Below are 25,719 nucleotides of genomic sequence, written 5' to 3'. Positions count from 1 at the left end.
TTAGTGTTTAATGTTTCAAAGTTTAAAGCCTAGTTACCTTTTAAATGTTGCCAGCGACATAGTATATTGTCGAAGAAGTCTACGACAATAAAGAGTCCTACCCCAAGTAAAGCCATCATAATAATTCCAGCAAACATCTCATCTGGTGCAGCGCGGCTCCAAGAATCCATAATAAAATATCCTAACCCTTCAGTAGTAGCGAAGGACTCGGCAAAGAACAAAACAGCAATGGCTGTGCCCATACTTAAGCGAAGAGATGTCAAGACATCCGGTAAACTTGCTGGCAAGAGTACGTAGCGATAAACTTGGGCCCTGTTTCCACCTAAAGAACGCAACGAGGAAATTGTTTCGGACTGTACCCTGCGAACAGCATCCCGCGTTGTGACTAATATTTGAAAAAAGACGATAAAGGTAATGAGGAAAATCTTTGAAGCGTCTCCTAAGCCTAGAAACAAGAGTATTAAAGGCAGAAATACTATCTTGGGGATAGGATAAGTAATATAAACTAAAGGGGCCAAGAATCGGTCTATGCTTCGTTCAAAGCCCATAATCAATCCTAGAGGAAGCCCCACTAGTAACGCGGTCAGCGTGGACAAGACAACCCGGTAAGTACTGACCCAAAAGTGTCTTCCAAGATCTGCTTCAAATAATCTTGCAGTGGCGAGGATTGCTGCCTTCGGTGTTGGCAAAAGGGGATTTTTAAGAGTCCATGCTGCATAATGCCAGAGTACGACTAAGAATAATGCTGCTCCTAAGTATCCCCAGAACTTTCCCCTTAATATTCTACTTCGCAGATTCATCGAGTCCACCCCTTTCTAGAAGTGAACGAACATAGCTGGTTTTCTGGAAGAATTCCTCAGTCTGGCGATATCCTCTTTGCCCAACTAGAGGGTTGAGAATTTCCCCCACTACCTGAGTGGGCCTGCCATCCAGCAATACTAATATACGGCTGCCCAGAAAGACTGCTTCTTCAATACTGTGGGTTACTAAAACAGTTGTTAATTTCTGTTCCTGCCAAATTTCTAATAGCAGTGTCTGAAGTCTTTCACGAGTCAAGGCATCTAAGGCCGACAAAGGTTCATCCATTAACAGTAAATCAGGTTGTAATGTTAAAGCGCGAGCCAATGCTACTCTCTGTCTTTGACCTCCACTCAACTGACTGGGAAAGTTGTGTTTTACCTCTCCTAAGCCCATTTTCTGAATCATGTCCTCAACGAGCAACTTATATTTGCCCTTGGTCATATGCCTAACCCGTAAACCTAAACTAACATTTTGTTCTACATTTAGCCATGGAAATAACCCATATTCTTGTAGAATAAAAGCTGTTTTCTGACGGGTACCCTTCACTGGCTCACCCCAAATCTGGATCTCGCCTCCTGTGGGAGGCATCAAACCAGACAGAAGGTAAAGAAGGGTACTTTTCCCACAGCCTGAAGGACCTATGAGAACCAGGCTCTCTCCTTGTTCTATTTTTAAATTAAAATTGTCGTAGACCTTTACCTGTGACTTTGCTTGATTATATCTTAGATCACAATGAGAAACTTCGATCACAGGTTGTTCGCTCCTTTATACAGTGGTCAGAGGGCAGAAGCCGGAGGCCGGATTCGAAGTGCGAAGTTCGTAGTTCAAAACGTGAAGCTTCACATATCTGGACAAATCCCACGGTCTATGATGCCGACTTTCAAATGGGGAAGTTCGTTTCTGCTAGTTCGGCAGTAGACTGGGATCCACTAGCTCTTGATAGTCATACGCTTGGGGAATGAGGTCTTTTTCAACCATCCATTTCATAACACTCTCGACTTCTTCCTCTGTTGGAAGCTGGAGCTTTGAGAAGGTTGGCGTTTTATAGCTATCCTTTAAATCTTGAGGAATTTGTGCTTTTTCCAAGAAAAGATCTCGATATTGATCAGGATTATTCGTCAGTGCTTGTCCAGCTGAGCCATAAGCTCGAACGACAGCTTTAATTCCCTCTGGGTTCTCTTGAATACTCTTAGTGCGGAATAAGAAAACAGTTTGGGAAATATTCTTGTATGTATCATCCACAAGCACATGAGCTCCTTTTGCTTGCGCAAGGGAAGCCAAGGGATCAGGAAGACAAGCTGTATTGATCTGGTCCGAAAGCAACATATCTAAACGCACTGGCATCTTAGGAATCGACATCTTCTTTACGTCATCGAGCTTAACTCCTTTATCGAGAAGCATTTGATCACTGACGTAATCGATGATTGAGTTCTGGGATATCCCCAGTGTCGCTCCGTTTAAGCCTGCCAAATCTTTAATACCCGAGTTAGGTGAGGATAAAATTGCAAAACGGCCCTCCTTTGGAGTTGCCCCCAGGCCGATAGCAGCAATTTTTACATCTGTGCCAATTTTCTTTAATAAAGCTACAGCTAACAAATCTGCAACTTGTCCATCGATTTGCCCTGCTTGCATTGCCGCATCTCGTTCCATAGCACTCGCAAAACTGACTAGTTCTACTTGAACCCCTTCTTTAGGGTAGATTCCATCCTTTTCAGCAACATAGAACGGCAGGTTATCTTCAATCGGCAAAACCCCGATCTTGACTATTTTACTCACACTTTTCTTTGGTTGATTCTCCGCTTTTTGTGCACTGCAACCAAAAACAAAGATTGCTAAACTAAGAACAATCAAAACCATCCCAAACCTAGAATATCGTTTTCTCATTTGAATTCGCCACTCCTATCTTCAATACCCTAAAACTACTTATTTTTGACACAATTTTAATTATTCGACATAGGATTTGTTATACCTTTTTCTGAAAATGTTCATCTGTTCTTATCTTTATCTTTATCTTTGTCTTTTCCTTTACTTTTAGCTCCATTCCCAAACTGATCTTTGTCACTTTCTAAGGGTGGAAAATTTTCTTGAAACCACTTGTATACTTTGTTGGAAAGTTCATTCTGTTCAATGTATTCCTCTGGGATTTCAAAGGGGACGACCGGTGTGGCTATTAAGGCTCGAGACAGGATCTCGTGGAAAACTACGGCAGGCTCAGAGCCGCCTGAAGTAGTTAGGTAGTGATTACGATCAGTGTTATCATAACCCATCCATACTGCAGCCGTGAGTTCAGGAGTGTAACCAACAAACCAAACATCTTTAACTCCTTTGCTGATTCCTGAAAATTCTTGAGTGTGGGGAAGTTCGACAGAACCAGTTTTACCCGCTGTTGGTCGATCAAGATAAGCATTTTCTCCTGTTCCATTCTTGACAACCTCTTGTAACATGAGAGTCATCATGTAGGCTACGCTAGGAGTAGTCACTTGAACCACCTCTGGTTGGACTTGGAATAAAACTGTACCTTCTTTCGTGGTAATCTTACTAATGGCATGAGCTTTATGCATATTCCCAAGATTGGCGAATACTCCATAGGCTTGCGCCATTTGAAGGGGTGTAACCCCTTTAGAAAGGCCCCCCAAGGCTAAGCTGAGGGTGTGATCCTCTTTTTCTAGAGGAATTTCACAACGTTTAGCGAAATCAACACCGCTTTCTATCCCTATTTCATTAAGTAACCAAACTGCGGGGATATTCCAAGAATTACGAACAGCTTCTTGCATTGTGATGTAACCGCGATTCTGGTTGTCATAATCTTTGGGCGAGTACCCATTAATATTTAAGGGGTGGTCGCTAACCATGGTATTAGGAGTATAGCCCTTTTCCAAGGCTGGAGCATAAACCGATAAAGGCTTCAAGGCAGAACCCGGTTGGCGCTCAAGTTGGGTCGAATGGTTTAACCCTCGGTATACTCTTTCACCTCTGTATCCTACTAATCCTCTGATGCCTCCAGTCTTATGATCTAAGATAACCACTCCGCTTTGGACAATTTGGTCGTCTTTTCCTTCAGGAAAATAATGGCTTTCTTCATAGACATTTTCGGCCGCCTCTTGAACCGCTGGATCCATTTGAGTATATATTTGCAGGCCTCCGTTTAAGATTTGTTCTTCTGTAAAACCAATGCGATTAATTGCTTCTTCAATGACATAATCTACATAGGGAGCATATTGTCCGGAAAGGTCGCTTAATGATCCCTTTTTTAAGACAATAGGTTGAACTATTGCCTTCTCGTATTCTGCTAATGTGATATAATTTTGTTCCTTCATCAATGAAAGAACCAGATTTCTTCTTTCCAAAGACTTTTGCTTGTTATTTAGCGGGGAATAAATAGTAGGGGCTTTAAGCAGCCCAGCGAGCAAAGCAGATTCTTCCAGAGTCAGCTCATCAGCATCTTTTGCGAAATATAGTTGGGTAGCATTTTGAAGGCCCCAACGCCCTTCACCAAAGTATATCTGATTAAGATAGGCCTCTAGAATTTCCTCTTTATCAAGTACAGCCTCGATTTTTAGGGCATAAGCAGCTTCCTTTAGTTTCCTGGCCAAGGTTTTATCCGAAGCTAAAAAAAGATTTTTAGCTAATTGCTGGGTGATGGTGCTTCCCCCTTCAGAAAAGTCACCTGTTATCACATCTCTATAAAGAGCACGTGAGATAGAACGAAGATCGACTCCTTTATGCTCATAGTAGCGACGGTCTTCAACCGCAATAATCGCGTTTTTCATAATAAGAGGAATTTGCTGCCCAGTAACAGGTTCGATCCGTGAGGATGAAAGTTGGGAAATCCGGTTGCCTTTTTGGTCGTAAAGATAAGAGGGTTGAGCTAGAGGAGTCTGTAATTTGCTAATATCTAATGAGGAAATATAAATGGTAATTCCCCCGCTGATAACAGTAGTAAACAATAATAGGATAATGCCTAATCTGCTCCAAAACTTTGGATTTTTCCATGGTTTGAAGTTTTTCAGAAAGTGGTTAATTTTAGATAAAAGCACACCCACTTTCGATTTTTCGAGCTCTAGTGTACTTGTTTTTTCCAAATAGGATACCTTCTTTCAATACGGCCTTAGCTAAGGAAAAACATATTATTATTGTACCACAATGAAAAGCATAAACAGAATAAAAGGCCCGTTGCATAACATTTAAAAACAAGAGCCTTTCACTCCCCTCAATATTGATGAGAATGAAAAGCTTCAAGTACAAATTCGTATTTATTTGGTCCCCCAAGGACCTTCTTTCAATCTTTAGTACCAGAAAGGATTCTTTAGTGTACTGAAGAATCTACCTGTTTAATCAATTTCGGCGCAGGAGATAAAACCGCTAAAATTCCTCCCACGACAACGAAAATCCCCCCGACTGCTTGCAAAGGTGTAAGGTATTCATTAAATATAATTACAGCTAGAATTACCGTCATTACAGGTTCACTTGTACTGATTATTGAGGCTGATGTTGCACCAATACGTTTTATCCCTTCAAAAAAAGTTAGCATACCAATAATGGTCGAGATAATAATTCCACAGATCCCCATCCAGGTGCCCCAGGAAAGATTCCAAGTCGTCCCACCGATTGGTAAGCCGATTATTCCATAAGTAACCGCAGCGGAAGTAGAAATTATTGTAGTACTTATCAAAGGGGTCGTAGTCTTTAACATTTTATTTCCTATCACGATATAAATTGCATAAACTAAGGCAGCTCCCAGCGCAAGAATAACTCCAAGATAATTAATTCCTTGCAATGCTAACCCTAAGACTAAAACTAAACCAAAGGTTGCTAAAAGCAATCCTGCAAGCTTATAGCTAGAGAATTCTTCTTGCTCGGTCAAAACCGCAATGACAGTAACAATAATGGGATAAGCATAAAGAAGTAAGGCTGCTAAGGAAGCTGGAATAAACAGTACTGAAGATATGTATAGACCGGCCATCATGGAATAGCAAATCCCCCCCATACCCCATAAAATAAGCCATGTCCTGAGGGACAGCCGAGGGAATCCTTCCAGCCAAATAGTAATCGCCCAGAAAAAAAGTGCTGCAACACTAAATCTAAAAAACAAAACCGTAGAGAGACCCGCACCTCCCGCAAAGACTACTTTTCCTAAGATTGGGTAAACGCTGAAAGCCAAGGTCGAAATCAGAATTAATAATACAGCTAATCCGCTAGAATCTTTTTGCTTACCACTCATCTTTATTCTCCCTTAACCTTCGTGCAACAATAACTGTTAAACGATTCATCATTTTGATTGACTCCTTTTGGGATGATTTCTCTATTATCAAGGATACATTAAATTCTGTCAATTGATTCTTGTACATTTCCAAGGGATGGCTGGTCTTTCTTTTTACTCACCTGATGATGCGAAGCGTCATGAGTCTGACTAGCATGGAAAAGGGACCAAGCTTAATGCTTAATCCCTAATCCTAAATCCTCAATTACTTGTTTTTTATCCCTATTTAATATTCTTTACCGCGTTTTCTCCAAATTGTTTTGTAACTACTTTTTCATAAGGTGCAATTTTGTTTAGCTCTCCTGCATCCTTAATAATTTGTTGCAAAAGATAAAAGTCATTTTCTAAGAGGACAGGATCCAATTTCCAAGAATTTTGCTCTTTATAATTTTTAACCGCGCTCACGAGTATTTGATCGTTTTCATCGGGGAATTGAAGTTTTATAGCCATAGCGATTTCCTCAGGAGTATGACTTGCTACCCAAAGCTGGCCTTTATAGATTGCATTAGTGAACTTTTGAATAAGCTCTGGATTTTTCTCAATTGTACTTTTTTTGGTAAAATATGCTGTATAGGGAACCTCACCGCTCTCTTTGCCTAAAGAAGCCACGATATAAGCTTTACCTTCTTTCTCCATGCTTGATGCAGTAGGCTCAAAAATAATGACATAATCCCCTTGACCTCCTATAAAGGCACCCGGCATCGCTGCAAATTGCATCGTGGTATCAATGGAGACGTCTTTTCCTACAGTCAAACCATTTTTGCTTAAAACATACTGGAGGACAATAGCGGGCATTCCTCCCTTACGTCCGCCTATTACATTCTTTCCTTTGAGGTCACTCCATTTAAAGTCTGGATCCGGTGTTCTGCCCATGAGGAACGTACCGTCTCCGTTAGTAAGTTGGGCAAATACGACACTATTATCCTCTTTGCCTTCGTTATATACATAGACACTTGCCTCAGGACCTGCAAAACCAATATCCACTTGGCCAGACAACACAGCCGTCATAACCTTATCTGCCCCTTGACCATTTGAAAGTTCGACTTCAAGTCCTTCTTCTAAAAAGAACCCTTTACTCATGGCCACGTACTGAGGAGCATAGAAAACAGAATGGGTGACCTCTGAGAGCTTAACCTTAGTTAGCGGAGTTTGATTGTTACAGCCTGACAGCACTAGTGATACGCCTAGAATTACTGCAATAAGTACGAACATAAATCTTTTTTTCATCGCTAGGATCCTCCTTTATTTGATTAGAAATACTTGCTTAAATATAGAGAAACCACTTGCTCAAGTCTTATTTTTTACAAGCATTTTTTCAAGGTATACCACCCCCTGATACATTACTGTAGCTGCCACACCTAAGATGATGACACTAGTCATCACTAGATCTAATTTGAAAACTTGACCTCCGTAAACTATGAGATACCCTAATCCGGCTTTAGATACTAAGAACTCTCCAACAATAACTCCCACCCAGGATAATCCGACATTAATCTTGAGAGCATTTATAAAGGTTGGGTATGAGGCGGGAAGCAGAACCTTTGTAAGAACTTGGAATTTTGTGCCGCCGAAGGTCTGAACAAGCTTAATCTTTTCTTGATCAATGGTTAAGAATCCATTCAATACTTCTAAAACTGTGACAATAAGAGAAATTGCCAAGGTCATAACAATAATCGCCGCAGGGCCTGCACCAATCCAAACAATGAAGACAGGACCTAGTGCGATTTTAGGCAAACTGTTCAGAACTACTAAATAAGGTTCTAAGACTTTACACAAAAATTCAGACCACCATAACATAATGGCAATTAACGTACCTAACACTGTCCCTAAGACAAAACCAACAATAGCTTCCAGACAGGTTATTCCAATGTGCTGAAAAAGCACACCATCTACATATAACCTAATCACAGTTTTTAAAACCCTTGATGGCTGACTTGTGATAAACGGATCTACAATTTTGGCATTAGCACATATTTCCCAAAGCAACAAGGCAGTACAAAAAATTAATAACTGTATAACACGAACAAATATTTTTTCCATCCTAACTCGATGGAGATAGTCTTTATGTTCGGGAGAAATGCCAGAGAGCTGAGCCCTATAGGAAACACTGTCTTTCTTCATATTAAACATGGACATCAAGCCCCTTCCATATCTCTTGAAAATAATGCCTAAACTCTGGTGTTTCTCGAGACGATAAGGGGGTCCTGTTATCACAGTTCAGATTGATTTCATAGATATTTTTCACTGTTCCAGGTCGCTTCGATAATAGGACTACTCGGTCCGCCATGCTGATACTCTCGGAAATGTCATGGGTGACCAGCAGTGCAGTTTTATTCTCCTTTTTGATAATGTCATAGATATCATCATTGACCACCAGCCTGGTTTGATAGTCCAATGCAGAGAAAGCTTCATCTAATAACAGAATTTGAGGATCAGTCACAAGCGTTCTTATAAGAGCCACTCTTTGTCTCATTCCTCCCGAAAGCTGGTTAGGATATTTATCCTTAAATTCGTAAAGACCGTATGTTCTTAGGAGTTTTATGGCATGCTCCTTCGTTGAAGGTGTAACATTTTTTCTTATTTCGAGTCCGAGCATGACATTTTGGTAAATGGTTCTCCAGTTAAAAAGATGATCCTTTTGTAACATATACCCTATTTTCGGAGACGTCCCCATGACCTTTTCCCCAGAAAGGAAAACCGTACCAGAGGTTGAAAAAATAAGTCCCGAAATAATCGATAATAAGGTGGATTTCCCACAACCGCTTGGGCCGACAATACTAACGAACTCTCCATCGTTCACTGAAAAATTGATATTATCCAAGGCTGTTATTTCTCCATTGAGGGATTGATATTTCATTCCTACGTTATGAACTTCGACGACTGGTTTCAACGGCATTCCCCCCTTAACACATCTCTGTTTTTATTAGTTTATTGGGAAGTATATTCATCGGTGAACAATTCGTAAATTTACCAAATAACAATTAGAGACTCTAATCAATAATCACATTGTAAAAACCAGTAATAACAACTCCTAATCTTAAAAAAGCTAAACGAATTTAATTCAAAAGAGCTTTAGAAAACTCCTAAAATAAGTTCTCTAAAGCTCTTTTGGGTCACTATTAAATTCGCTGATGCGTTAGTTCAGCATCTTTTAGCCCAATCCATCAATTGCGACTCTGATACGTTCAAAACCTTCTTCAAGTATGGAACGGGAGCAGCCGATATTAAGCCGTGCAAAACCGTCTCCACCAGGACCAAACTGAAAGCCGGGATTTAGCCCCACCCCAGCCTTGTGCACCAAAAACTTTTGCAATTCTTTAGGTTCCATTCCTAATTCCCTAAAATCTAACCACATCAGGTAGGTGCCCTCAGGTCTAACTGTCTGAATCTGTGGGACAGTGTCAAGGGACGACATAATGAATTCTACATTTCCTTGCAAATAAACCATAAGCTGATTCAACCAATCCCCGCCATGCCTGTAAGCCGCTTCCAAAGCTGTTATTCCAAAAACATTGGGATTATGAATCCCTGTCAAGTCTCGTGTCTCTTGAAATGCTTGTCTATATTCGGGATTTGGAATAATCAAATTTGAAGTTTGTAAACCTGCCAGGTTAAATGTCTTGCTAGGTGCTGTACAAACAATCGATTTGAGAGCCAATTCTGGTGAAAGAGCAGCAAAGGGGATATGGCGATGTCCCTGGTAGATAAGATCCCCATGTATTTCATCAGAGATAACAAGGACATCATGAGCAAGGCAAAGCTGACCTAAGCGATCTAGTTCCTCTCTCTCCCAAACGCGCCCCACTGGATTATGAGGGTTGCATAAAATCATCATCTTAACTCCGCTGGAAAACTTCTTTTCTAAGTCCTCAAAATCCATGGTATAACGACCTTGAATAAATCTTAATTGGCTGTTTACAAGCTCTCGGCCATTGTTTTTTACTGCCTTAAAGAAGGGCGGATATACTGGGGATTGAAGGAGAATTTTATCCCCTGGTTTGGTTAGACTTCGTACCAATTGATATAAAGCAAAAACTATTCCCGGGCTAAAGGAGACCCAGTCTCGTTGGATCTCCCAACCATGGTGCTCATGCATCCATGTACTCAGGGATTCATAATAACCGTCCATTCCATCAGAATAACCAAATATCCCATGCTTCGCACGATTAACCAACGCTTCAATAACAGCTTCTGGAGCTTGAAAGTCCATGTCTGCTACCCACAATGGCAGAATATCCTCACACCCAAAAATTTTCTGATTGAAATCCCATTTCACTGAGCATGTCTGGCGACGATCAATAATTCGGTCAAAATCGCAGTTCATAAATAAAGTCTCCTTTATCCAATTTCAAGTCTCCAACTTTTGATCCCCAACAGCGACCTCTTGAATCGCCTGCACTATTTTGTTGTATCCGGTACATCTGCATAAATTGCCGGCAATTGCCGTTTTAATCTCTTTTGCTGAAGGGTGAGAATTTACCATTAAGAGTGCCTTGGCCGACATCAGCATTCCTGGTGTACAGTAGCCACACTGAACTGCACTATTATTAATAAAGGATTGTTGTATTTTACTCAATTGTCCATCCTGTTCTAGGGCTTCTATTGTGAAAATCTCCTGACCTCGAATTTGAGGTGCAAGAACTAAGCAGGAATTTACAGCCTTGCCGTTCATGATTACAGTGCAGGATCCACACTCTCCTTCACCACATCCCTCTTTGGTTCCTGTTAACCCCAATTCTTCTCTCAATAAATCTATCAACCTTATGGTTGGCTGAACATTCATATTATGTTCTTTTCCGTTGACCTTAAACTCAATTTGCATGTTTTTTCACCCCCAAGGCATTCAAGATCTTTTCTGGTGTGAGAGGCATATTGGAGATAGAGGTTCCAAGTGCATTATTAACGGCATTAACTACCGCTGCTGCAACAGGAACAAAGGCAATTTCCCCGATACTCTTTGCACCATAAGGGCCTTCATCTCCACCTTGTTCTATCAGTAGAATGTTCACCTCGGGCATGTCCGGCGCATTAAGAACATGATAATTTTTCAGACTGCTGTTCAGAATACTTCCATCCTTACCTACCCTAATTTCTTCATATAAAGCATAGCCTATCCCCATTTGAACGCCACCTTGAATCTGCCCTTCGACCATCCCAGGATTAATGGCTTTCCCAATATCATGTGCTGCTAGATAATCTGTAACCCGAACCCTGCCTGTCGCTGTGTCAACCTCGACTTCGGCAAAATGAACTGCATAAGCCCCTGGATTAGACGTCCCATGATAGGTATGGGTAATAACAATGTCGGTATTATGCTTTATTTTTGCTGTTGTTGCGATATCACGATAACTTATTGAGTGTTGTTCATCCCCGCTTACCCAGACTCTTCCATCTTTGTCCTCTAAATACTGGATAGGCTTTTGTAAAATTTGTGAAGCACATTCCAATATTCTCTTTTTTATAAGCTGTGCAACCTCGTAGGCACAAGCACCACATATATAGGTCACTCTGCTTCCATAAGAGCCAAAATCATAAGGACCGCATTCTGTATCTGCCTCTAATGTACTAATATATTTGGGGTCAATATCTAAAACCTCTGCCGCAATTTGTGTAATGGAGGTAATTGTTCCACATCCTAGTTCATGAAGACCTGTATTAAGAATGAAAGAGCCGTCCTCGTTCATTTTAAGGGTCATTGTACTGTGTTCAGGAAATCCACCATACATTCCATTTTTATGAGCAGCGCAGGCCAATCCTGCCCCTCTGCGAAATCTGCCTTGGTCCGTCTCCCTCTTGAATCTTTTACCCCAACCAAAGGCTTCGGCACCTTTCTCCAGGCAGTCTATCACACGAGCATTGCCCAAAGATATTTGAGATGTTTTATCTAGGTCATACGGATGGACAAGATTCTTGAGCCTAAATTCTATCAAATCCATGCCTAACCTTTTTGCCACCTCATCCATATGAATTTCAATGGCAGTCATTATTTCCGGCGCTCCCCACCCTCGCGCTCCACCAGCAACAGGCGTATTCGTATAGACGGTTTTGCCCGAATGTTCATAGTAAGGTATTCTATACAATTTGCAAATCTTTTTAGACATTACATAAGTATTGTCAATTGAGCTGGTCGCATACGCCCCGGCATCCAAAACTGTATCCACACTGCATTCCGCGAGAAAGCCTTCCTTTGTTACTTTAGTTCGTATCCTGGAGGTTGTCGCCGGTCTGGTCATGGTAGAGATAATCGTTTCTTCCCTCGTCAAGCTTAATTTGACAGGACGCCTAAGTTCCTTAGCCAAAAAAGCCGTCAGCGGCTCTAAGATGGTTTCTTGTCTTCCGCCGAATGACCCTCCCATGGGTACTTTAATGACTCTGACTTTGTTATAACTCAATTCCAGTAAATCAGCGACAATGGTTCTAACGCCAAAAACTCCTTGACAAGCCGCCCAGAGAGTCAACTTCTCCGAACTATCAAAATCCGCAAGACAAACATGAGTTTCCATTGCTGCATGATGGACTTTCTGAGTATTAGTTACAGTTTCAACAACTACACAGTCCTCAGTAAGTGGAAGCTGTTCCCCTAGCTTGTATTCATATTCGTGAAGCAAATTCCCCTCGGGATGAATTCGAGTCACCTGTTCTTGCAAGGCTTTCTCAGGAGTACTTAGTACTGGCAAAGCCTTATATTCCACTTGAATTAGTTCAATGGCCTGCTTGGCAATTTCTTTGCTGTCTGCCACCACTACTGCAACCCGATCTCCTGCGAACCTCACCTTGTCTGTTAATAAACGCTCATCCTCTAGGCAAAATTCTTGGTTAGGTACAATTCGATAGCGACTGTATGTTTTGCTTGGAGTATTCAAATGAGTGAAAACTCCCATAACCCCTGGTAAAGCTTCTGCTTTGCTTGTATCAATTCTGGTAATAAGTGCATGGGCAATTGGACTTAAAAGCAGTTTCGCATATAACATATCAGGCAGTTTTATATCACTTAGATATCCTAAACTTCCTCTCACTTTTTGCGGTGCATCATGAATTGGAAAAGTGTGTCCAACGTATTTAAAATCCTTGTCCAATACTCTCACTCCTCAGATTATTGATACTTACGAATACCCATTTACTACCTCTAATTAGCAAATTAAACATCGCTTCTATATATAAGCAATGTGTTCTGTTTCATTGTACTGACAGTCCTTTTGTTATATATTTAACCTATCTATATGAATAGACAAAAGCAGTAACAATTCAAGGAGGTTTATAATCATGTTTAAGTTTTATGTAGAGGAAGAACTAAGCTGTAAAATAGAAGGTACTGGTAAGTTTATTGCAAAGAAGGGAGCAATGGTTGCCTTTAAAGGGAACTTCAAGTTTGACAAGATGTTGCTGGGGCCAGACAATGGTGGAGGAGTTATGGGCTCTCTCTTAGGTATGGCAAAAAGAAAACTAACCGGGGAAAATATTGAACTAATGACTGTCGAAGGCTCAGGCGTCATTTATTTAGCTAAAAACGCTTATCATGTTTCAGTTTTTGAACTGGAGCCTGGGGATTGCTTATCGGTTGAGAGTGAAAATCTGCTAGCTTTTCCCACAGACCTCAAATACGATATACGTTTTATCGGAAGTGGAGTATTATCTCAAAAAGGATTAGCGACAACTGTCCTTAGCAACTTCTCAAACCTGCCCCAACAAGTTGCCGTAATAACCGATGGTAATCCGCTCATGCTTGAAGCACCCTGTGTTGTTGATCCTGATGCTGTAGTAGCATGGACAAGTGAAGCAAACGGCGGCGGAGATCCAAGTGTGTCAATGAACAACTTCAGCTGGAAAACAGCGATTGGACAAACCTCCGGAGAATCCTATCAGTTTCAGTTTAATCAAACTAACCAAATGGTTCTCGTTCAACCGTCTGAGCGATTATCTGGATTAAAGGTTAGTGTAGATTAGCCTGAGACACGGTTTACCAAAATAGTGGCTTTTAAGAGCTAAATGTTCATTAGAGTAGGCAATACGACCGCCAGTACGAACACATTGAATCGCTATTCTTTAGGTAGATGTGAGCTAGCCCCTGCTTTATAATGTTTAAGAAATAGATTGAAGTATTTATCGATAATTTCCTGTTGCCCTGTCTCACCAGTAATTCTTAGAATTTCCATTGCCGCTTCAATAGTGCAAAGAGTACCTTCAACTCTACCTTTTCGCAAAATAAATTTGGATTCATATTCTGGCTTTATTGAGACAAGCGGGAGATTCTGTAAATAATAACTCTTTCTAATTATCTTTCTGGCTTCCTTCCATGTTCCATCAATTAAAATAAATGCGTTCTCTCCATCTTGAAGATAGTCTGCAGTTTTATTAACCAAATCCTCACCTTCAGATGGAAATAGTAAAAACGTTCTACCATTATAGGCAGTTATATTCTCTAACAGTTTTAAAGAAGGTGCAGTACGTTCCCATAGAAATACTTCGGTGGAGTTAGGGTTTATTAACTTAAGCAATCTTCCCGTATTCGAAGGTCTATAAAATTCACTTTTACTTGCTAAAACCCAAAACTTTGCTTTTGTATTTATCGGAGTAACAAGATTACATATGCAAGTCAAAGTTGGCAAACCACATTGATTACAACTTTCATACAACCGTGTAATCTGCTTAACCTTAAAATTATTATTATCCATTTCTTGCATACTCCTTAAAAGTGCTTTAGTACAACCTAATCTTTCTCACAGATTTATCCATATTCCTTTTTCAGTTTTGACCCGGAGCAATTTAATATTACCAATTTAATATTACCAATTTAATAACTGCCCCGAATAGCAAAATATAATAGTGCCTGAAATTATAGCAGACATATATCTTGCTTTTGAACCGAAGTTATCTTTATAATTTAGTCCGATAAAAAATGATGGAATAAAAAATGCTAACGAGTAAAAAACCGTATAATGAATACCGGAGTCACCATTAGACCATGACTTCAGCCCAATTCCATTTAATAGATAATCACCAATACAAATATTTCTAAACGAAATCCCAAACAAGACACCAACTATGAATAATACTAATGATATTGTTCCAATTCCTAACTCTTTATTTCTAATTTTCATTATTTATCCCACTCCTTTTGGACATAGTACTCATCCCCACAGACAAGCGTAATTAGAGTAATCAGGCTTTCCCGTCTTCAAACAAACGATTGCTTTCTCTAAGTCGCTTGTTCTCCTTGCCTTACTCAATAACTGCAACAATTCTGTTTAACTTCTCCAGTGCACTAGGGTTAACAATTAAAGTTCGTGTTGCCTTTCCCGAACCTCCGTATATATTAGAGTATTTAAATAATCGTTTATCAAGAACACAAGGTAAATCAAGTCCCACTAAGGGGATACTTCCTACCACAAAACCGGTTACCTCCTCTACCTCTTGCGCCCCGGCAAGCTTTACCTTTTTGCATCCAATAATATTTGCTACTTCCTCGAAATCTATATAGCCCCTATCCCCCGACACAATTAATGAGAAGAACCCTTTGTCTGTCTTTAGTATTAGTGTCGGTGCAGTTTGACCAACGTTAATTCCGAAATATGTTGCACCTTCCTGGGCTGTTCGGATTGCAATATCATGATCGATTAATTCATATGGAATGTTGTTATCTTTAAGGAGTGACTGCAAATCTCCCACCCGGTCATTCCCTCCTTTGTTTTTGTAAACCTCTCTCTTATATCTTCTTGAATCCGGTAAACTTAGAAATTATCTATGATTATTTCTAAAGAAGTATGGACCACGCTGTTTTTCTCATGCGTAACAACATACGTCCAATCAAAATCTAAGTCAATGAGATATATGTCATCCTCCATATCAATTTCATTGTCTTTTAATAATACTGCATTGTCATATATAAATACATCTTTATTATGCTGAAAGAAGCCAATCACTTCTTTTTTCAGTACTTTATAAGGCTTCACGTGCCTCACGATTTTTTAACGGTAACTCTTTTTCATAGCTGAAGGCTAACACCCTAGTTGATCTTTTCTAAAGACTTTCCGAACCATTGAATTAATCCACACTTAGTACACACTAGAATCTTTGCCGATTTATTTAGCCAATCTAGGTTCAATAAACTAGCACCTGCTGTATTCAATTGAGCAGATCCCTCGTCAAAAATGTCATTCTGACAATGGGGACAGATGACCTTGATATTCGCAGCTTCATATCGACTAGGACCTAAAGCCCTTTTAAAAGCTTTTGCGCCTCTCTTTAAACCTTCTACGAAATCAGACATTTCCTTGCCTCCTATCAAAGCATTCCAGATCATACTTTCCTTTTAGTATCTCGAACTTCAAATAGAAATCTACTTACTCAGCGCCTGAAAGAATACCCAGATTAATCAAGGGAAAAGTTTACCGCACCTATTGCATGAATCAAGGTCGTATCATATAACGGCACAGTCGAATCTTCTGATTTAACTAATAAGCCAATTTCCGTACATCCAAGGATGATTCCCTCTGCACCTTGCTTTATTAAATCTTCAATAATTCTTTTATAACTGACTCTAGATGAGTCAATGATTTGTCCCAGGCATAGTTCTTTATAAATTACAGTGTTGACTATCTCTCTATCTGTTTCCTTAGGAATTAAAACCTTTATACTTCGATTCTCTAGGCGTGATTTGTAAAAATCCTGTTCCATTGTGTATCTGGTTCCAAGCAGTCCGACTGTTTTTATTCCATTCAGTAGAACTTGTTCTGCAGTGATATCCGCAATGTGAAGTAATGGAATACTAATACCTGCCTGAATATCATCAGCAACTTTGTGCATAGTATTTGTGCAAATAACAATAAAGTCTGCCCCTGCTTTCTCAAGACTGCGTGCAGCATTAGCTAGAATCTGCGCAGCTTTTCCCCATTCACCATTCCTTTGACAGATCTCTATTTCCTCGAAGTCCACGCTGTATAGAACGCATTTTGCCGAATGCAAACCTCCAAGGCGGTTCTTAACTTCTTCATTAATAATTCGATAATATTCGGATGACGATTCCCAACTCATCCCTCCAATTAATCCAATTGTCTTCATCGATTTCCCCTCCAGTTTATTTAAATTTAAGCCTACAATCTAATGATCAGATGTTCCCGCAGTGTCCCAGTCATATGTATCGTCCTCTAAGTGCCGGGAATTCTCTCTTGTGAAGCAACCGGCTTAGTTCTTCACAATATAATAGAAATAATCCTTAAATCCTCGGCCCTCATGTGTTATTTCATTCAACTTGTACATTCCATATAGTGAGATAAAATAACCTCTAATAGGCAACTCTTCATTACCTACTGCTAGAACATCTCCATTGTTGTCAAGAATGTATTTATCATGATTTGGAATATCGTAACTCAATACCCCTTGGCTGGACATGGTATACCAACCATAATCCCCTTTTGGTTTGAGCTTATTGATGTCTAAGCTTTCAACTGCTTCAAAAAACCTTTGAGCAGTTATTTCTTGATCGTATTGTAACCAACGGTCAATCTTTGACCGACGTATTACATATGCCTGATGTTGCTTTTCCAGATTAACATTGTAATGAACGATACCTCCATCTTTCTGGCTAATTAGTTTATAACTCAGTTCCCTAATGCTGCCGTCAGATTCAAATCCTGAGTAAAAATCCACTAATCTAACATCTTCTGTAAGTTGAAGTTGTTGTTGCAATGATTGCCAGTCATTTGGAAAGTTAATATCATACAAGTTAACTGATTCTGATTTAACCTCTATTGGAAGTTGATAAAGATAGTTTTCAACTGTTGGCTGGGCTAAGCCGACAATTAAAAATACTAATCCCAAACCTGCAGCCTGTCGTTTACTTCTTGCGTTTTGATTGGGATGTAGAAATAGCAAATAAACAAGAAATCCAAAGGGGATAGCAATTTTGTTGAAGTTAAATCTAAAACTACCCAATAAATAATACCCCAATAGTTTCAATAAAAGTAAGTCCTCTGATCTATCACTTCGTTTGTACAGATAAACGAGTCCTAAAATAAGAACTATAGTAAATACAATCTGGACAATACCCAAACTCTCTCACCCCTATATATAAAAATCTTCAGGATTATAGGTAAAAATCCCTATAATCCACAAGCTATAAAAATGGTAATTATTCTTCTTCATTTTATGATATATAGAGTATGAGCAAAATCGAAACTTTCATCCCACAAATAACATTCAAGCTTTTTTCGACTTAGGTTGCTCGACGGTATTACCTCAAAAAATGTATTCTTATATTACGGCATTAGAGCCATCAACTGGGTCAACCTCTCTGGACAACAGAAGTGTAGCCAAATGTAATACTACGCCAATAAACAAAAGCCAGATAATTTTCAAAATGTCCACTCATTTCCCTTCCTTACTTCCACGCACCATAACCGCTTTCATCTTGGTTAATTTCGCGAATACTTATACGATGTATAGCGCCTAGTGATTTAGAGGCTGCCATTCACGGAAGCCCCTTATGATTTAGATTGACTTTAATAAAACCTGAATTTTTCTTGGCAAAGTTTCTCAAACCCTTTGATATATAGGGTTGCGCCCTCAGATGCTCGCCAGGGCAATAAAACCAAATATCAATATTATTATTCCTGAGACCTTATTTACCCACCCCAACTTCTTAGTGTCAAATCTCTTTCCGAGTACATGAACAGTTGAACTTAAAGTCAACCACCATAAACCTGATCCAACAAAGACTCCCATAACTAATATCAACGACGAAAAATAATCAGTTTGAATTGTCCCTATCCCCAATCCAGCAAAGACTGCGGCAAAAGAAATGATCGTCATTGGGTTTACAATTGTAAGGAAAAATGCAGAAATATAACTCCCTATTAGTCCATGTCGTTTAGACGATACCTCTTCATCTGAAGGTTTCGTTATAAACATTTTAATTCCTAAATATAAAAGAAAAATTCCTCCAATAATCCTCAGCCAAATTTGTTGCCCTATCAAGAAGTTTGATATGCTTGCTAGGCCAAAACCAGCCATCATTCCATAGGAAGCATCAGCCGTGGCAGCACCTAATCCTGATAAAAAGCCAGATAATCTCCCCTCTGTCAATGTCCGCCTTATACAAAGAACTCCAATCGGTCCGACCGGTGCAGCAATTGAGAACCCAATAATTATACCCTTAATTAAAAAATCAAAATCCACATCCTCAAATCCATTCTTTCATTCGTAATTTAACGTTTTAGTCATTCACGGAGCGTCAAAACTACCTGAGTAGCTATTCCTTCGGACAATACCAAGGATAATGCTCATAATCTCACTAGCGCGGCCTTTGCAAGCTAGAATGGCTGTGTTATTCCCCTAATACTTATTTATTTAACTCGCCCTTCTCGAAAGCTCGTCGGGTAGAATTTCCTAATTTTGCATCGAAACCTTTAGGAAGATATTCTTTATCACAATTATTTCTTCATAGTTTATGTCGCTGAAATAATCACAAAAAGTAATTTCTACATAAATCAATCTATTATTGTCTTTGTCAGCCAAAGCCGCTCCTGGTCAAACTTTTTTTCTTTCTGCAATATCTATTAGCGAAGTGTCAGGCTCGTGATACCTACGATATAAGTGGGTAAAGGTTGTGTAGGTACACAGCTTATTAAGAAAGGGATTTTTAATAAGTACAGAAAGAATAAGGTACGCAACAAAAAAAGAAATCAATATGTAAATATAATTAAGCACAACGTTATATAAGAAAAGATAATGTTCTATCGGTATAATTTTTCCTAATTCATTTAATACATAAAAAGATACTGGTAATGTGGCAATGAAATATAAAATGATTGCAAATGAATGGCTTGCTTCAACCGCTTTGTTAGGGCAATAGCCCATACATCTCATACAACTTTCACAAGCAAATGTCCAATAAGGACGCGGTTTATTACTTCCTACCATTCTTATTGCCTGAACTGGGCAACTATTAGCACATAAACCGCAACCTGAACAATTTCCCGAAGCAAAAAACAATTTTGATAGAAAAAATCGGCCTATGACTAAATAACCTAGCGAAATAGAACTCAGAATCAATCCTAAAAATAAACATATAAATCCCCTGTACACTCTTTTTCCTTCTAAAATACTTTTCATAAAAAGATCGGTTTTTACCCTTGCTCTACGAATGATAAATCTCGAGTTTTCGAGATTTAAACCCCAATGCAGAGACATCCAGTTAGATGGCATATCAAGCCCCATGACACCACGAACGGCGTAACCCTTTAAAAAAAGTATGAGTGCAATGAGATAACCTGCGGTACCTTCGAATCCTGGGAACGGAATTGACGCAATTCTAGTCCCAGCTCTTGTTGCTATGACATAAGCATGTTTTCTATTTCCACGTGGCAGGCGCAAAGCATGTCTAATCACTTGCCAAGGTGCTGTAAACCCATGCGTTGGAAAAACTACTCCTAACAAGTCTACTTCTTCTAAATCTAATTTTTCACAGGATTTTGAGATCTGATCTAGTTTTGAGGTTACGCCTTTTTTGTTAGCTGCTTCTTCTATCCATGTAGAGGCTCGGTAAGAGTTTCCTGTTCCGCTCATGAAATATATTACCATTGAACTATACTGCATACTCTAACCCCCTCTCCCGATTGGGTAATGATTCGCAATTCTGGCCATTGGCATTAGGAAATAATGCTTATTATTTGTTAATAGTGACTTTAAAAGCATAGTCTATGTGATGGGAATCGTCCCAATAACCCGTCAGCACATAAATGTATTGCCCACCTTCTCCATGAACAATAAATGAATTCCCATCCAATGGTTGTTCAATCATTCCAAATTCAAGAGGTTCTTTTTCATTTGGAACGATTAAGTAAACGGTGTTACGTTTAGGTGGTTTGGAGGTCTTGAATTCAAAGTAAACTCTTTCACCATTTTTCACTATACCTGTTTGCAGTTCTTTAACGAGATTTTCTGGTATATCTCCAAAAGCGGTATTTCCGCCTTTATCCTCGTCAAACCAATTATAATATCCAAGGACAGTTTCAATATCTTGATTACCAGTCATCACAACAGTTTCAGGTATCTTTGAGGGAACATCAGATTTGAATAGAATGAAAACTAAAACTAGCAGACAACCTATTCCCCCTATAACCAAACTTTTTTTCATACCAATCCTCCTGCTGGGAATACGCCATTATACGCAGCTGGTCTTCTAGAGGCATTGGGGAAGTTATTTTTTTGTGCCAATAAATACAAATTGCACATCATTTCCGAGGAGTGAATAATACTCCATCAACTCCAGTGTTCTCTCGCGGATTCTTCCATTGATTGCTTGATGCATCTGAACTCTCCCCTGGCTACCAAAGACTGGGCCTAATTCTCGCAAATTAAACACTTGGTTAACGAATTCCGATTCTTTCATATGATGCTGTAGCCAACCCTTTTGTGACTGAATTAATAGTTCTTTCTCTTTTGGATTCAACTTCGAGAGTAGTTTATTATATATAGCATTCAACTCTGTATCCCACAATTTAGTATACTTTGACTCAAGTTCAACCTGAGCTGATGTTGAAAAGATTTCGGATTGATTCAACTCCTTGAATTCAACTTCATAATTGACATCAATCGGATTGTTATTTAGTTTATCTAGAAGCTCACCCTTCATATCATATACTCCGTAATTACCACTTACTTGATCTCGCACTACAGCGGCTACTTGTTGTTCTACCTCTAGCGAGGAGCTACCGTTTTGGGATTGCTCAGTACTAACTGCTACTTTCCCGCAGGATGCGAGTAAAAAACTAATTGCAATCAGAATGCAGAATCTAATAATTATCTTCATAAATAAAACTCTCCAATAAAAATATTTTTCAGGCGCCATTTATCTTGGCAAACTATCCCAACCTTTTTTGAATTTTCAAATTGGAAACTTGTATAATGAAACCGTTCTCCCTTTGATATTTGACGGAACTTCCTCAATAAATTGGGCACCTATTCTGTTATAGAAGCCTTTTGCATTAGGGTCTGAAAGAATATGTAAGCAACTAATATTATTTTCTTCACATAATTTCTTAGCAAAAAGTATAAGTTCCGAACCAACTCTGTTTCCAATAAACGATGGATGGACAAAAATATGATCCAACCAAAAACCCTTTCTAATCATTAAATCTCCCACCTGAAAATCACTCTTAACTTCGACTATTGAAATAAATCCAACTGCATTTCCCTCAACTGTTGCGACATGAACCTCATTCTTATTTATGTAATCAGGAGTAATCGTCAACTCGTCCATCCACACACTGAAATACTCTTCGGGATATTTCCAATATCGTTTTGCCTTGAATGCAATTAGTGTTAGAATCTCATTTTCTTTATCCTCAGCACGCCTAATCATTATATTCATTGCAAGTCTTCCACTCCTTTCTGTGAATAACTACACAAAGTATGATTTAGCCTAGCCCTTCTCCTCGTCAGTTATATTCGCCTCCTTGTAACTTTCACCAATTGACCTTAAAAAACCTGCTTTCAGGCATCTTTATTTGACATTTTCAGGTCCATCAAATGGCAAATGCTGAATAAGTAAATAACAGGAGCAGAACATCTCCATTAGTTGGCGGCGTTAATTATGGCAAATCGTTCAATCGCTTGCTTTTCATTATTTAAAAAGAAGATATGCTTTCCCTTGTTACATTCATCAATGAAATCATTTAGACTCTTGCTTTTATAGGAAGAAAAATCACCTAAGATTGCAATCTTCATATGGTAGTTAACAAACTTTTGTAAAATATCTCCGGCCATCTTAGTGCTTAGGTCAAAAAATTCTTCACATATTGCTGTCTTATTTAAAATCATGAAGTCACACCCTGTTTCGTACCCAACCGTTGCTATAAGGTCAAGCGCTGACTGAACGTCTTTTAACAAGATCACGTCACTTGTTACCAACGCAACTTCTAGTTTATTTTCCTTCAAAATTTTAACTCTCACAATTATCCTCCAATAATTTCATTATAGCTTTTAGCCTCAGATGCTACCTTAACAATTTATCCAAAACTATATAGAGTTATAGAATAATTTCCAGTATCGTAATGCTCGAATTTCCTAACAATCATTTACTGATCTCCTTAAAAGACTCATTAAACCCTCTTGCCAGCCATTTTACACTGCCCCCTTATTCAGAGTCCGCATGAACGACGGACCCTCAAACATCCTTTCACTATAGCCACTATTTACACAAGTCCAGTATAAATTAATCGTGGAATTATACGTCCTTTTTTCAGAAGAGATTCTACTTCTCCAAAGGGTATTGCCCCCATTTTTAGATAAAATTCTTTAGCTTGAGGGCTTGTAACTATAACAAATTCTTCAATTCTTAAAGATTTGCATGTATTGACCAAATGAATCCATAATAATTTTCCATATCCTCTACCTATACTTTTGGGTTCAATAAAGAGGTATTCTAAAAATACTTCCTTGTCATCTATCAAAATACCGTAAAATCCCACAATATTATCATCTTCTATAACAAAAGTTGGATTATGGCATATAAACTCTTCAGTTACCTTGTATACTGACTTAAATTTATCCATATAATCAGAATTATTTCCCCAATAAGCCTCGGATTTAATTGCAATATCGGTTAATATTTGATGTTCATATGGTTTAGCACGACGTATATCTAACATTTTTTGCTCCTTTATCAACAATTGTTTACCCAAAATTATCAGTAGAGTATCAACAATGACAACAACACTGAAAATAAAACCAAGGAAAGTAAGTTATATCTGAGTCTGTAAAATGCAAGTATTCCCGGAACATGTGATTTGTATTTACTTAAGACATTGACCACTCTTTCCAATTCTTTGTTTTTTAGGCTTTGTGTATTTATTTCCAGATGCTATTAAAGCTTTCTTAGCCCACTCAGCTAACAGTTCAATATTTTCTAAGATATCAACTGGAACTTCGTAATATGGCATTACCATGGGCTTTTCAGCAAATGGTTGAAAAGGTTCCATTCCCGTTCGTTCATAGTCCGCCCTATTGGAGTCATCCACTTTGAAGTATAGGACGTCATCCGCAAGTAATCCAAAAATTAAACTGTCATAGTAAATACCTGCACCGCCAAACATCTTTTTAACAGTAACGCGACCTAACACTCTAAGTTGGTCTACTACATATTCTTGATAACTCTCGCTAATTGCCATAAATGTTCCTCCCACGTTTATCTACAACCATCCAGATGTCCTATATCGTTTAGGGATTCCCGACGCCATATTACATTCATTTTGGCTAAGTGTCAGGAATCCCCCGTTATAAAAAGTGGTCTCTTTGAGCCACCCAAATATTTGGTTATTTCTACAATTAAACAGAAATTCCTTTTCTTCCTTTTCGCCCTGTGTGTTTATCTTAACGAATACCCAAAGTAACCCAATAAGGCATATTTTCCAGAGTCCCCCATGCTCTAATTTAGAGGCCGCAGGACGCCGGCCCCTTGAGCTACGTAATTTTGTACTCTATATACGTAAATTGCGAATTAAAACCATTCCTTTATCACCGCAAAATCTGTCTCATCATCTACAATCGGCATTTCGTTTATTACCACATCACGAACAGATGCTCTCTTCAATGTTTTTAAATATTTAATCAGGAAAATAATCATCTCATTTTCTCCCTGTACTTCAGCCTCAACATTTTTATCGTTTCTATTTTTAACCCAACCAGTTAAATTCAGCCGGTTCGCTAATTCATATACTTCTAATCTAAACCCTACCTTCTGCACTCTTCCAGAAAATATCAACTTTTTTCTAACAGTTGGCGATGGTTTAAATAAAGGTAACTCAACATGCTTCACTTGATTAATTACATAGCCATCTCTCAATTTTTTTAGATAATAAATGAACCTCAAACCGAAACCTCCCTAATTATGTATAAGCCTATTCAACACCCAGATTTAATTTCCAATTTCTTGTCCAATCTGTATCCATTCTGACTAACCGTTTTTTTCTCAAGTTTTCCTTCATCGTCCACCTAATATCTTTATCCTCATTTACAAACCATTTTTCCATTAGCTTTTTTCCATTCTCAGGATCAGATACCACTGCAACACTCCAACCATACCCTAATGTTTTTCGTAGTACTTTAAAGTCCTTATCTTTTCTATTTTCGGTGTTTAACATGTCTTGTGTAATTTTATCAAGAATTTGTAATACACTTAGAATTTCTTTAGGTTGCTTAAGTAGTTTTGGTTCGCACAAAGCCGCAACTACTGCCCTCTTTTCCAACAGAGTTCCTTTAGCCCACTCTTGCATCTCATCTAACAGCCCCTCCATATTCGATTCGCCAAACCTTTGCAAGGCTAACGCTACCCCTTCTCTGATCCTCCATCTAATATCTGAAGCAGACGCACGCAAGAGACCACAATGTTTCATGTTTCCTTGAGATATCAGACTTCCTAAACCAACAACACCACAAATAGGCAAAAATTCAGTTGCCGAACCAAATGGAGCTTTCTCTGCATCGAAAGATAAGTACCGCATAAATCTTTCCTCAGTTCCTTCTTCTGCAACTGCCTCAATCAATTCAAGGTTCGCTCTAGGTCCAGGAAGACAAGACTCGTTTAAAAGGTATTGGTCCCAATCTTCTCTCTCTTTAAGAACCTGCCTGTATAAATCAATTTTCATAAAGTCTATAACCCC

General features: G+C 38.9%; 29 protein-coding genes. 1 reads left to right on the top strand and 28 read right to left on the bottom strand.

Translation table 11 applies throughout. The annotated features are described in order from the left end of the window. Positions 1 to 29: 29 nt before the first annotated feature. The 11 genes from BUB11_RS12810 to BUB11_RS12760 form a co-directional block, all read right to left on the bottom strand. The gene (locus BUB11_RS12810) at positions 30 to 800 is read right to left on the bottom strand and encodes an ABC transporter permease (protein WP_073030155.1); all 771 of its coding nucleotides are present in this window, start codon (positions 798 to 800) and stop codon (positions 30 to 32) included. After that, positions 784 to 1,551 carry an ABC transporter ATP-binding protein gene (locus tag BUB11_RS12805; RefSeq protein ID WP_073030154.1) on the bottom strand — a complete coding sequence of 256 codons (768 nt, stop codon included), beginning with the start codon at positions 1,549 to 1,551 and terminating at the stop codon, positions 784 to 786. The genes BUB11_RS12810 and BUB11_RS12805 overlap by 17 nt, the downstream gene beginning before the upstream one ends. A 153-nt stretch (positions 1,552 to 1,704) precedes the next feature. Then, positions 1,705 to 2,685 carry an ABC transporter substrate-binding protein gene (locus tag BUB11_RS12800; RefSeq protein ID WP_073030153.1) on the bottom strand — a complete coding sequence of 327 codons (981 nt, stop codon included), beginning with the start codon at positions 2,683 to 2,685 and terminating at the stop codon, positions 1,705 to 1,707. A gap of 101 nt (positions 2,686 to 2,786) precedes the next feature. Next, positions 2,787 to 4,844 (bottom strand): transglycosylase domain-containing protein, encoded by a 2,058-nt coding sequence (locus BUB11_RS12795; RefSeq protein WP_427846311.1) that lies wholly within the window; start codon positions 4,842 to 4,844, stop codon positions 2,787 to 2,789. A gap of 263 nt (positions 4,845 to 5,107) precedes the next feature. Beyond that, positions 5,108 to 6,022: a DMT family transporter gene (locus tag BUB11_RS12790; protein ID WP_073030152.1), complete on the bottom strand. Its 915-nt coding sequence runs from the start codon at positions 6,020 to 6,022 to the stop codon at positions 5,108 to 5,110. A 261-nt stretch (positions 6,023 to 6,283) separates the two neighbouring features. Further along, the gene (locus BUB11_RS12785; protein ID WP_073030151.1) at positions 6,284 to 7,288 is read right to left on the bottom strand and encodes an ABC transporter substrate-binding protein; all 1,005 of its coding nucleotides are present in this window, start codon (positions 7,286 to 7,288) and stop codon (positions 6,284 to 6,286) included. A 60-nt stretch (positions 7,289 to 7,348) separates the two neighbouring features. Then, positions 7,349 to 8,191: an ABC transporter permease gene (locus tag BUB11_RS12780; protein ID WP_073030150.1), complete on the bottom strand. Its 843-nt coding sequence runs from the start codon at positions 8,189 to 8,191 to the stop codon at positions 7,349 to 7,351. Continuing rightward, positions 8,184 to 8,951 carry an ABC transporter ATP-binding protein gene (locus BUB11_RS12775; RefSeq protein WP_073030149.1) on the bottom strand — a complete coding sequence of 256 codons (768 nt, stop codon included), beginning with the start codon at positions 8,949 to 8,951 and terminating at the stop codon, positions 8,184 to 8,186. The genes BUB11_RS12780 and BUB11_RS12775 overlap by 8 nt, the downstream gene beginning before the upstream one ends. A 261-nt stretch (positions 8,952 to 9,212) precedes the next feature. After that, positions 9,213 to 10,385 (bottom strand): MalY/PatB family protein, encoded by a 1,173-nt coding sequence (locus tag BUB11_RS12770; RefSeq protein WP_073030148.1) that lies wholly within the window; start codon positions 10,383 to 10,385, stop codon positions 9,213 to 9,215. Positions 10,386 to 10,409: 24 nt separating this feature from the next. Then, positions 10,410 to 10,883: a (2Fe-2S)-binding protein gene (locus BUB11_RS12765; RefSeq protein ID WP_073030147.1), complete on the bottom strand. Its 474-nt coding sequence runs from the start codon at positions 10,881 to 10,883 to the stop codon at positions 10,410 to 10,412. Continuing rightward, entirely contained in the window at positions 10,873 to 13,146 is a 2,274-nt protein-coding gene (locus BUB11_RS12760) for a xanthine dehydrogenase family protein molybdopterin-binding subunit (protein ID WP_242947540.1), read from the bottom strand. Before BUB11_RS12760 ends, BUB11_RS12765 begins: the two co-directional genes overlap by 11 nt. Positions 13,147 to 13,324: 178 nt before the next feature. Between BUB11_RS12760 and BUB11_RS12755 the strand changes: the two genes are divergently transcribed. Continuing rightward, positions 13,325 to 14,005 (top strand): AIM24 family protein, encoded by a 681-nt coding sequence (locus tag BUB11_RS12755; protein WP_073030145.1) that lies wholly within the window; start codon positions 13,325 to 13,327, stop codon positions 14,003 to 14,005. A gap of 92 nt (positions 14,006 to 14,097) precedes the next feature. On the opposite strand, the gene BUB11_RS12750 is transcribed toward BUB11_RS12755, so the two are convergent. The 17 genes from BUB11_RS12750 to BUB11_RS12670 all read right to left on the bottom strand — a co-directional run bounded on the left by BUB11_RS12750 (position 14,098) and on the right by BUB11_RS12670 (position 25,704). After that, positions 14,098 to 14,733, bottom strand: a complete 636-nt coding sequence (locus BUB11_RS12750) for a tRNA-uridine aminocarboxypropyltransferase (protein WP_073030144.1) — start codon at positions 14,731 to 14,733, stop codon at positions 14,098 to 14,100. Positions 14,734 to 14,844: 111 nt separating this feature from the next. Beyond that, a complete protein-coding gene (locus tag BUB11_RS12745; RefSeq protein WP_073030143.1) occupies positions 14,845 to 15,159 on the bottom strand; it encodes a hypothetical protein in 315 nt (104 codons plus the stop codon). Positions 15,160 to 15,280: 121 nt separating this feature from the next. Beyond that, on the bottom strand, positions 15,281 to 15,727 hold the full coding sequence (locus BUB11_RS12740) for an aminoacyl-tRNA deacylase (protein ID WP_073030142.1): 447 nt from the start codon (positions 15,725 to 15,727) through the stop codon (positions 15,281 to 15,283). 62 nt (positions 15,728 to 15,789) lie between these two features. Then, positions 15,790 to 16,020 carry a DUF4275 family protein gene (locus BUB11_RS12735; RefSeq protein ID WP_159436935.1) on the bottom strand — a complete coding sequence of 77 codons (231 nt, stop codon included), beginning with the start codon at positions 16,018 to 16,020 and terminating at the stop codon, positions 15,790 to 15,792. A 44-nt stretch (positions 16,021 to 16,064) separates the two neighbouring features. Beyond that, on the bottom strand, positions 16,065 to 16,328 hold the full coding sequence (locus tag BUB11_RS12730) for a hypothetical protein (protein ID WP_073030140.1): 264 nt from the start codon (positions 16,326 to 16,328) through the stop codon (positions 16,065 to 16,067). Positions 16,329 to 16,429: 101 nt separating this feature from the next. Continuing rightward, positions 16,430 to 17,119, bottom strand: coding sequence for an aspartate/glutamate racemase family protein (locus tag BUB11_RS12725; protein WP_073030139.1), 690 nt, complete (start codon positions 17,117 to 17,119; stop codon positions 16,430 to 16,432). Positions 17,120 to 17,242: 123 nt separating this feature from the next. Then, entirely contained in the window at positions 17,243 to 18,109 is an 867-nt protein-coding gene (locus BUB11_RS12720) for a hypothetical protein (RefSeq protein ID WP_073030138.1), read from the bottom strand. A 513-nt stretch (positions 18,110 to 18,622) separates the two neighbouring features. After that, on the bottom strand, positions 18,623 to 19,234 hold the full coding sequence (locus tag BUB11_RS12715; RefSeq protein ID WP_073030137.1) for a LysE family translocator: 612 nt from the start codon (positions 19,232 to 19,234) through the stop codon (positions 18,623 to 18,625). Positions 19,235 to 19,585: 351 nt separating this feature from the next. Beyond that, on the bottom strand, positions 19,586 to 20,653 hold the full coding sequence (locus tag BUB11_RS12710) for an EFR1 family ferrodoxin (protein WP_073030136.1): 1,068 nt from the start codon (positions 20,651 to 20,653) through the stop codon (positions 19,586 to 19,588). A 70-nt stretch (positions 20,654 to 20,723) separates the two neighbouring features. Then, positions 20,724 to 21,194: a hypothetical protein gene (locus BUB11_RS12705; RefSeq protein ID WP_073030135.1), complete on the bottom strand. Its 471-nt coding sequence runs from the start codon at positions 21,192 to 21,194 to the stop codon at positions 20,724 to 20,726. Between the two features lie 63 nt (positions 21,195 to 21,257). Continuing rightward, entirely contained in the window at positions 21,258 to 21,908 is a 651-nt protein-coding gene (locus tag BUB11_RS12700) for a lysozyme inhibitor LprI family protein (RefSeq protein ID WP_084110273.1), read from the bottom strand. 36 nt (positions 21,909 to 21,944) lie between these two features. After that, positions 21,945 to 22,430: a GNAT family N-acetyltransferase gene (locus BUB11_RS12695; protein WP_073030133.1), complete on the bottom strand. Its 486-nt coding sequence runs from the start codon at positions 22,428 to 22,430 to the stop codon at positions 21,945 to 21,947. A gap of 203 nt (positions 22,431 to 22,633) precedes the next feature. After that, entirely contained in the window at positions 22,634 to 23,011 is a 378-nt protein-coding gene (locus tag BUB11_RS12690) for a DUF4180 domain-containing protein (protein ID WP_073030132.1), read from the bottom strand. 242 nt (positions 23,012 to 23,253) lie between these two features. Further along, positions 23,254 to 23,709: a GNAT family N-acetyltransferase gene (locus tag BUB11_RS12685; protein ID WP_073030131.1), complete on the bottom strand. Its 456-nt coding sequence runs from the start codon at positions 23,707 to 23,709 to the stop codon at positions 23,254 to 23,256. A 144-nt stretch (positions 23,710 to 23,853) separates the two neighbouring features. Beyond that, positions 23,854 to 24,228: a TfoX/Sxy family protein gene (locus BUB11_RS12680; RefSeq protein WP_073030130.1), complete on the bottom strand. Its 375-nt coding sequence runs from the start codon at positions 24,226 to 24,228 to the stop codon at positions 23,854 to 23,856. A 329-nt stretch (positions 24,229 to 24,557) separates the two neighbouring features. Continuing rightward, positions 24,558 to 24,929 carry an acylphosphatase gene (locus BUB11_RS12675; RefSeq protein WP_084110272.1) on the bottom strand — a complete coding sequence of 124 codons (372 nt, stop codon included), beginning with the start codon at positions 24,927 to 24,929 and terminating at the stop codon, positions 24,558 to 24,560. 28 nt (positions 24,930 to 24,957) lie between these two features. Continuing rightward, entirely contained in the window at positions 24,958 to 25,704 is a 747-nt protein-coding gene (locus BUB11_RS12670; RefSeq protein WP_073030129.1) for a hypothetical protein, read from the bottom strand. Between the last annotated feature and the right edge of the window lie 15 nt (positions 25,705 to 25,719).

It is taken from the genome of Desulfosporosinus lacus DSM 15449 (assembly GCF_900129935.1).
GTDB lineage: Bacteria > Bacillota > Desulfitobacteriia > Desulfitobacteriales > Desulfitobacteriaceae > Desulfosporosinus > Desulfosporosinus lacus.
The sequence above is the reverse complement of the archived record's forward strand: the minus strand, read 5'-3'. Positions and strand labels throughout refer to the sequence as shown.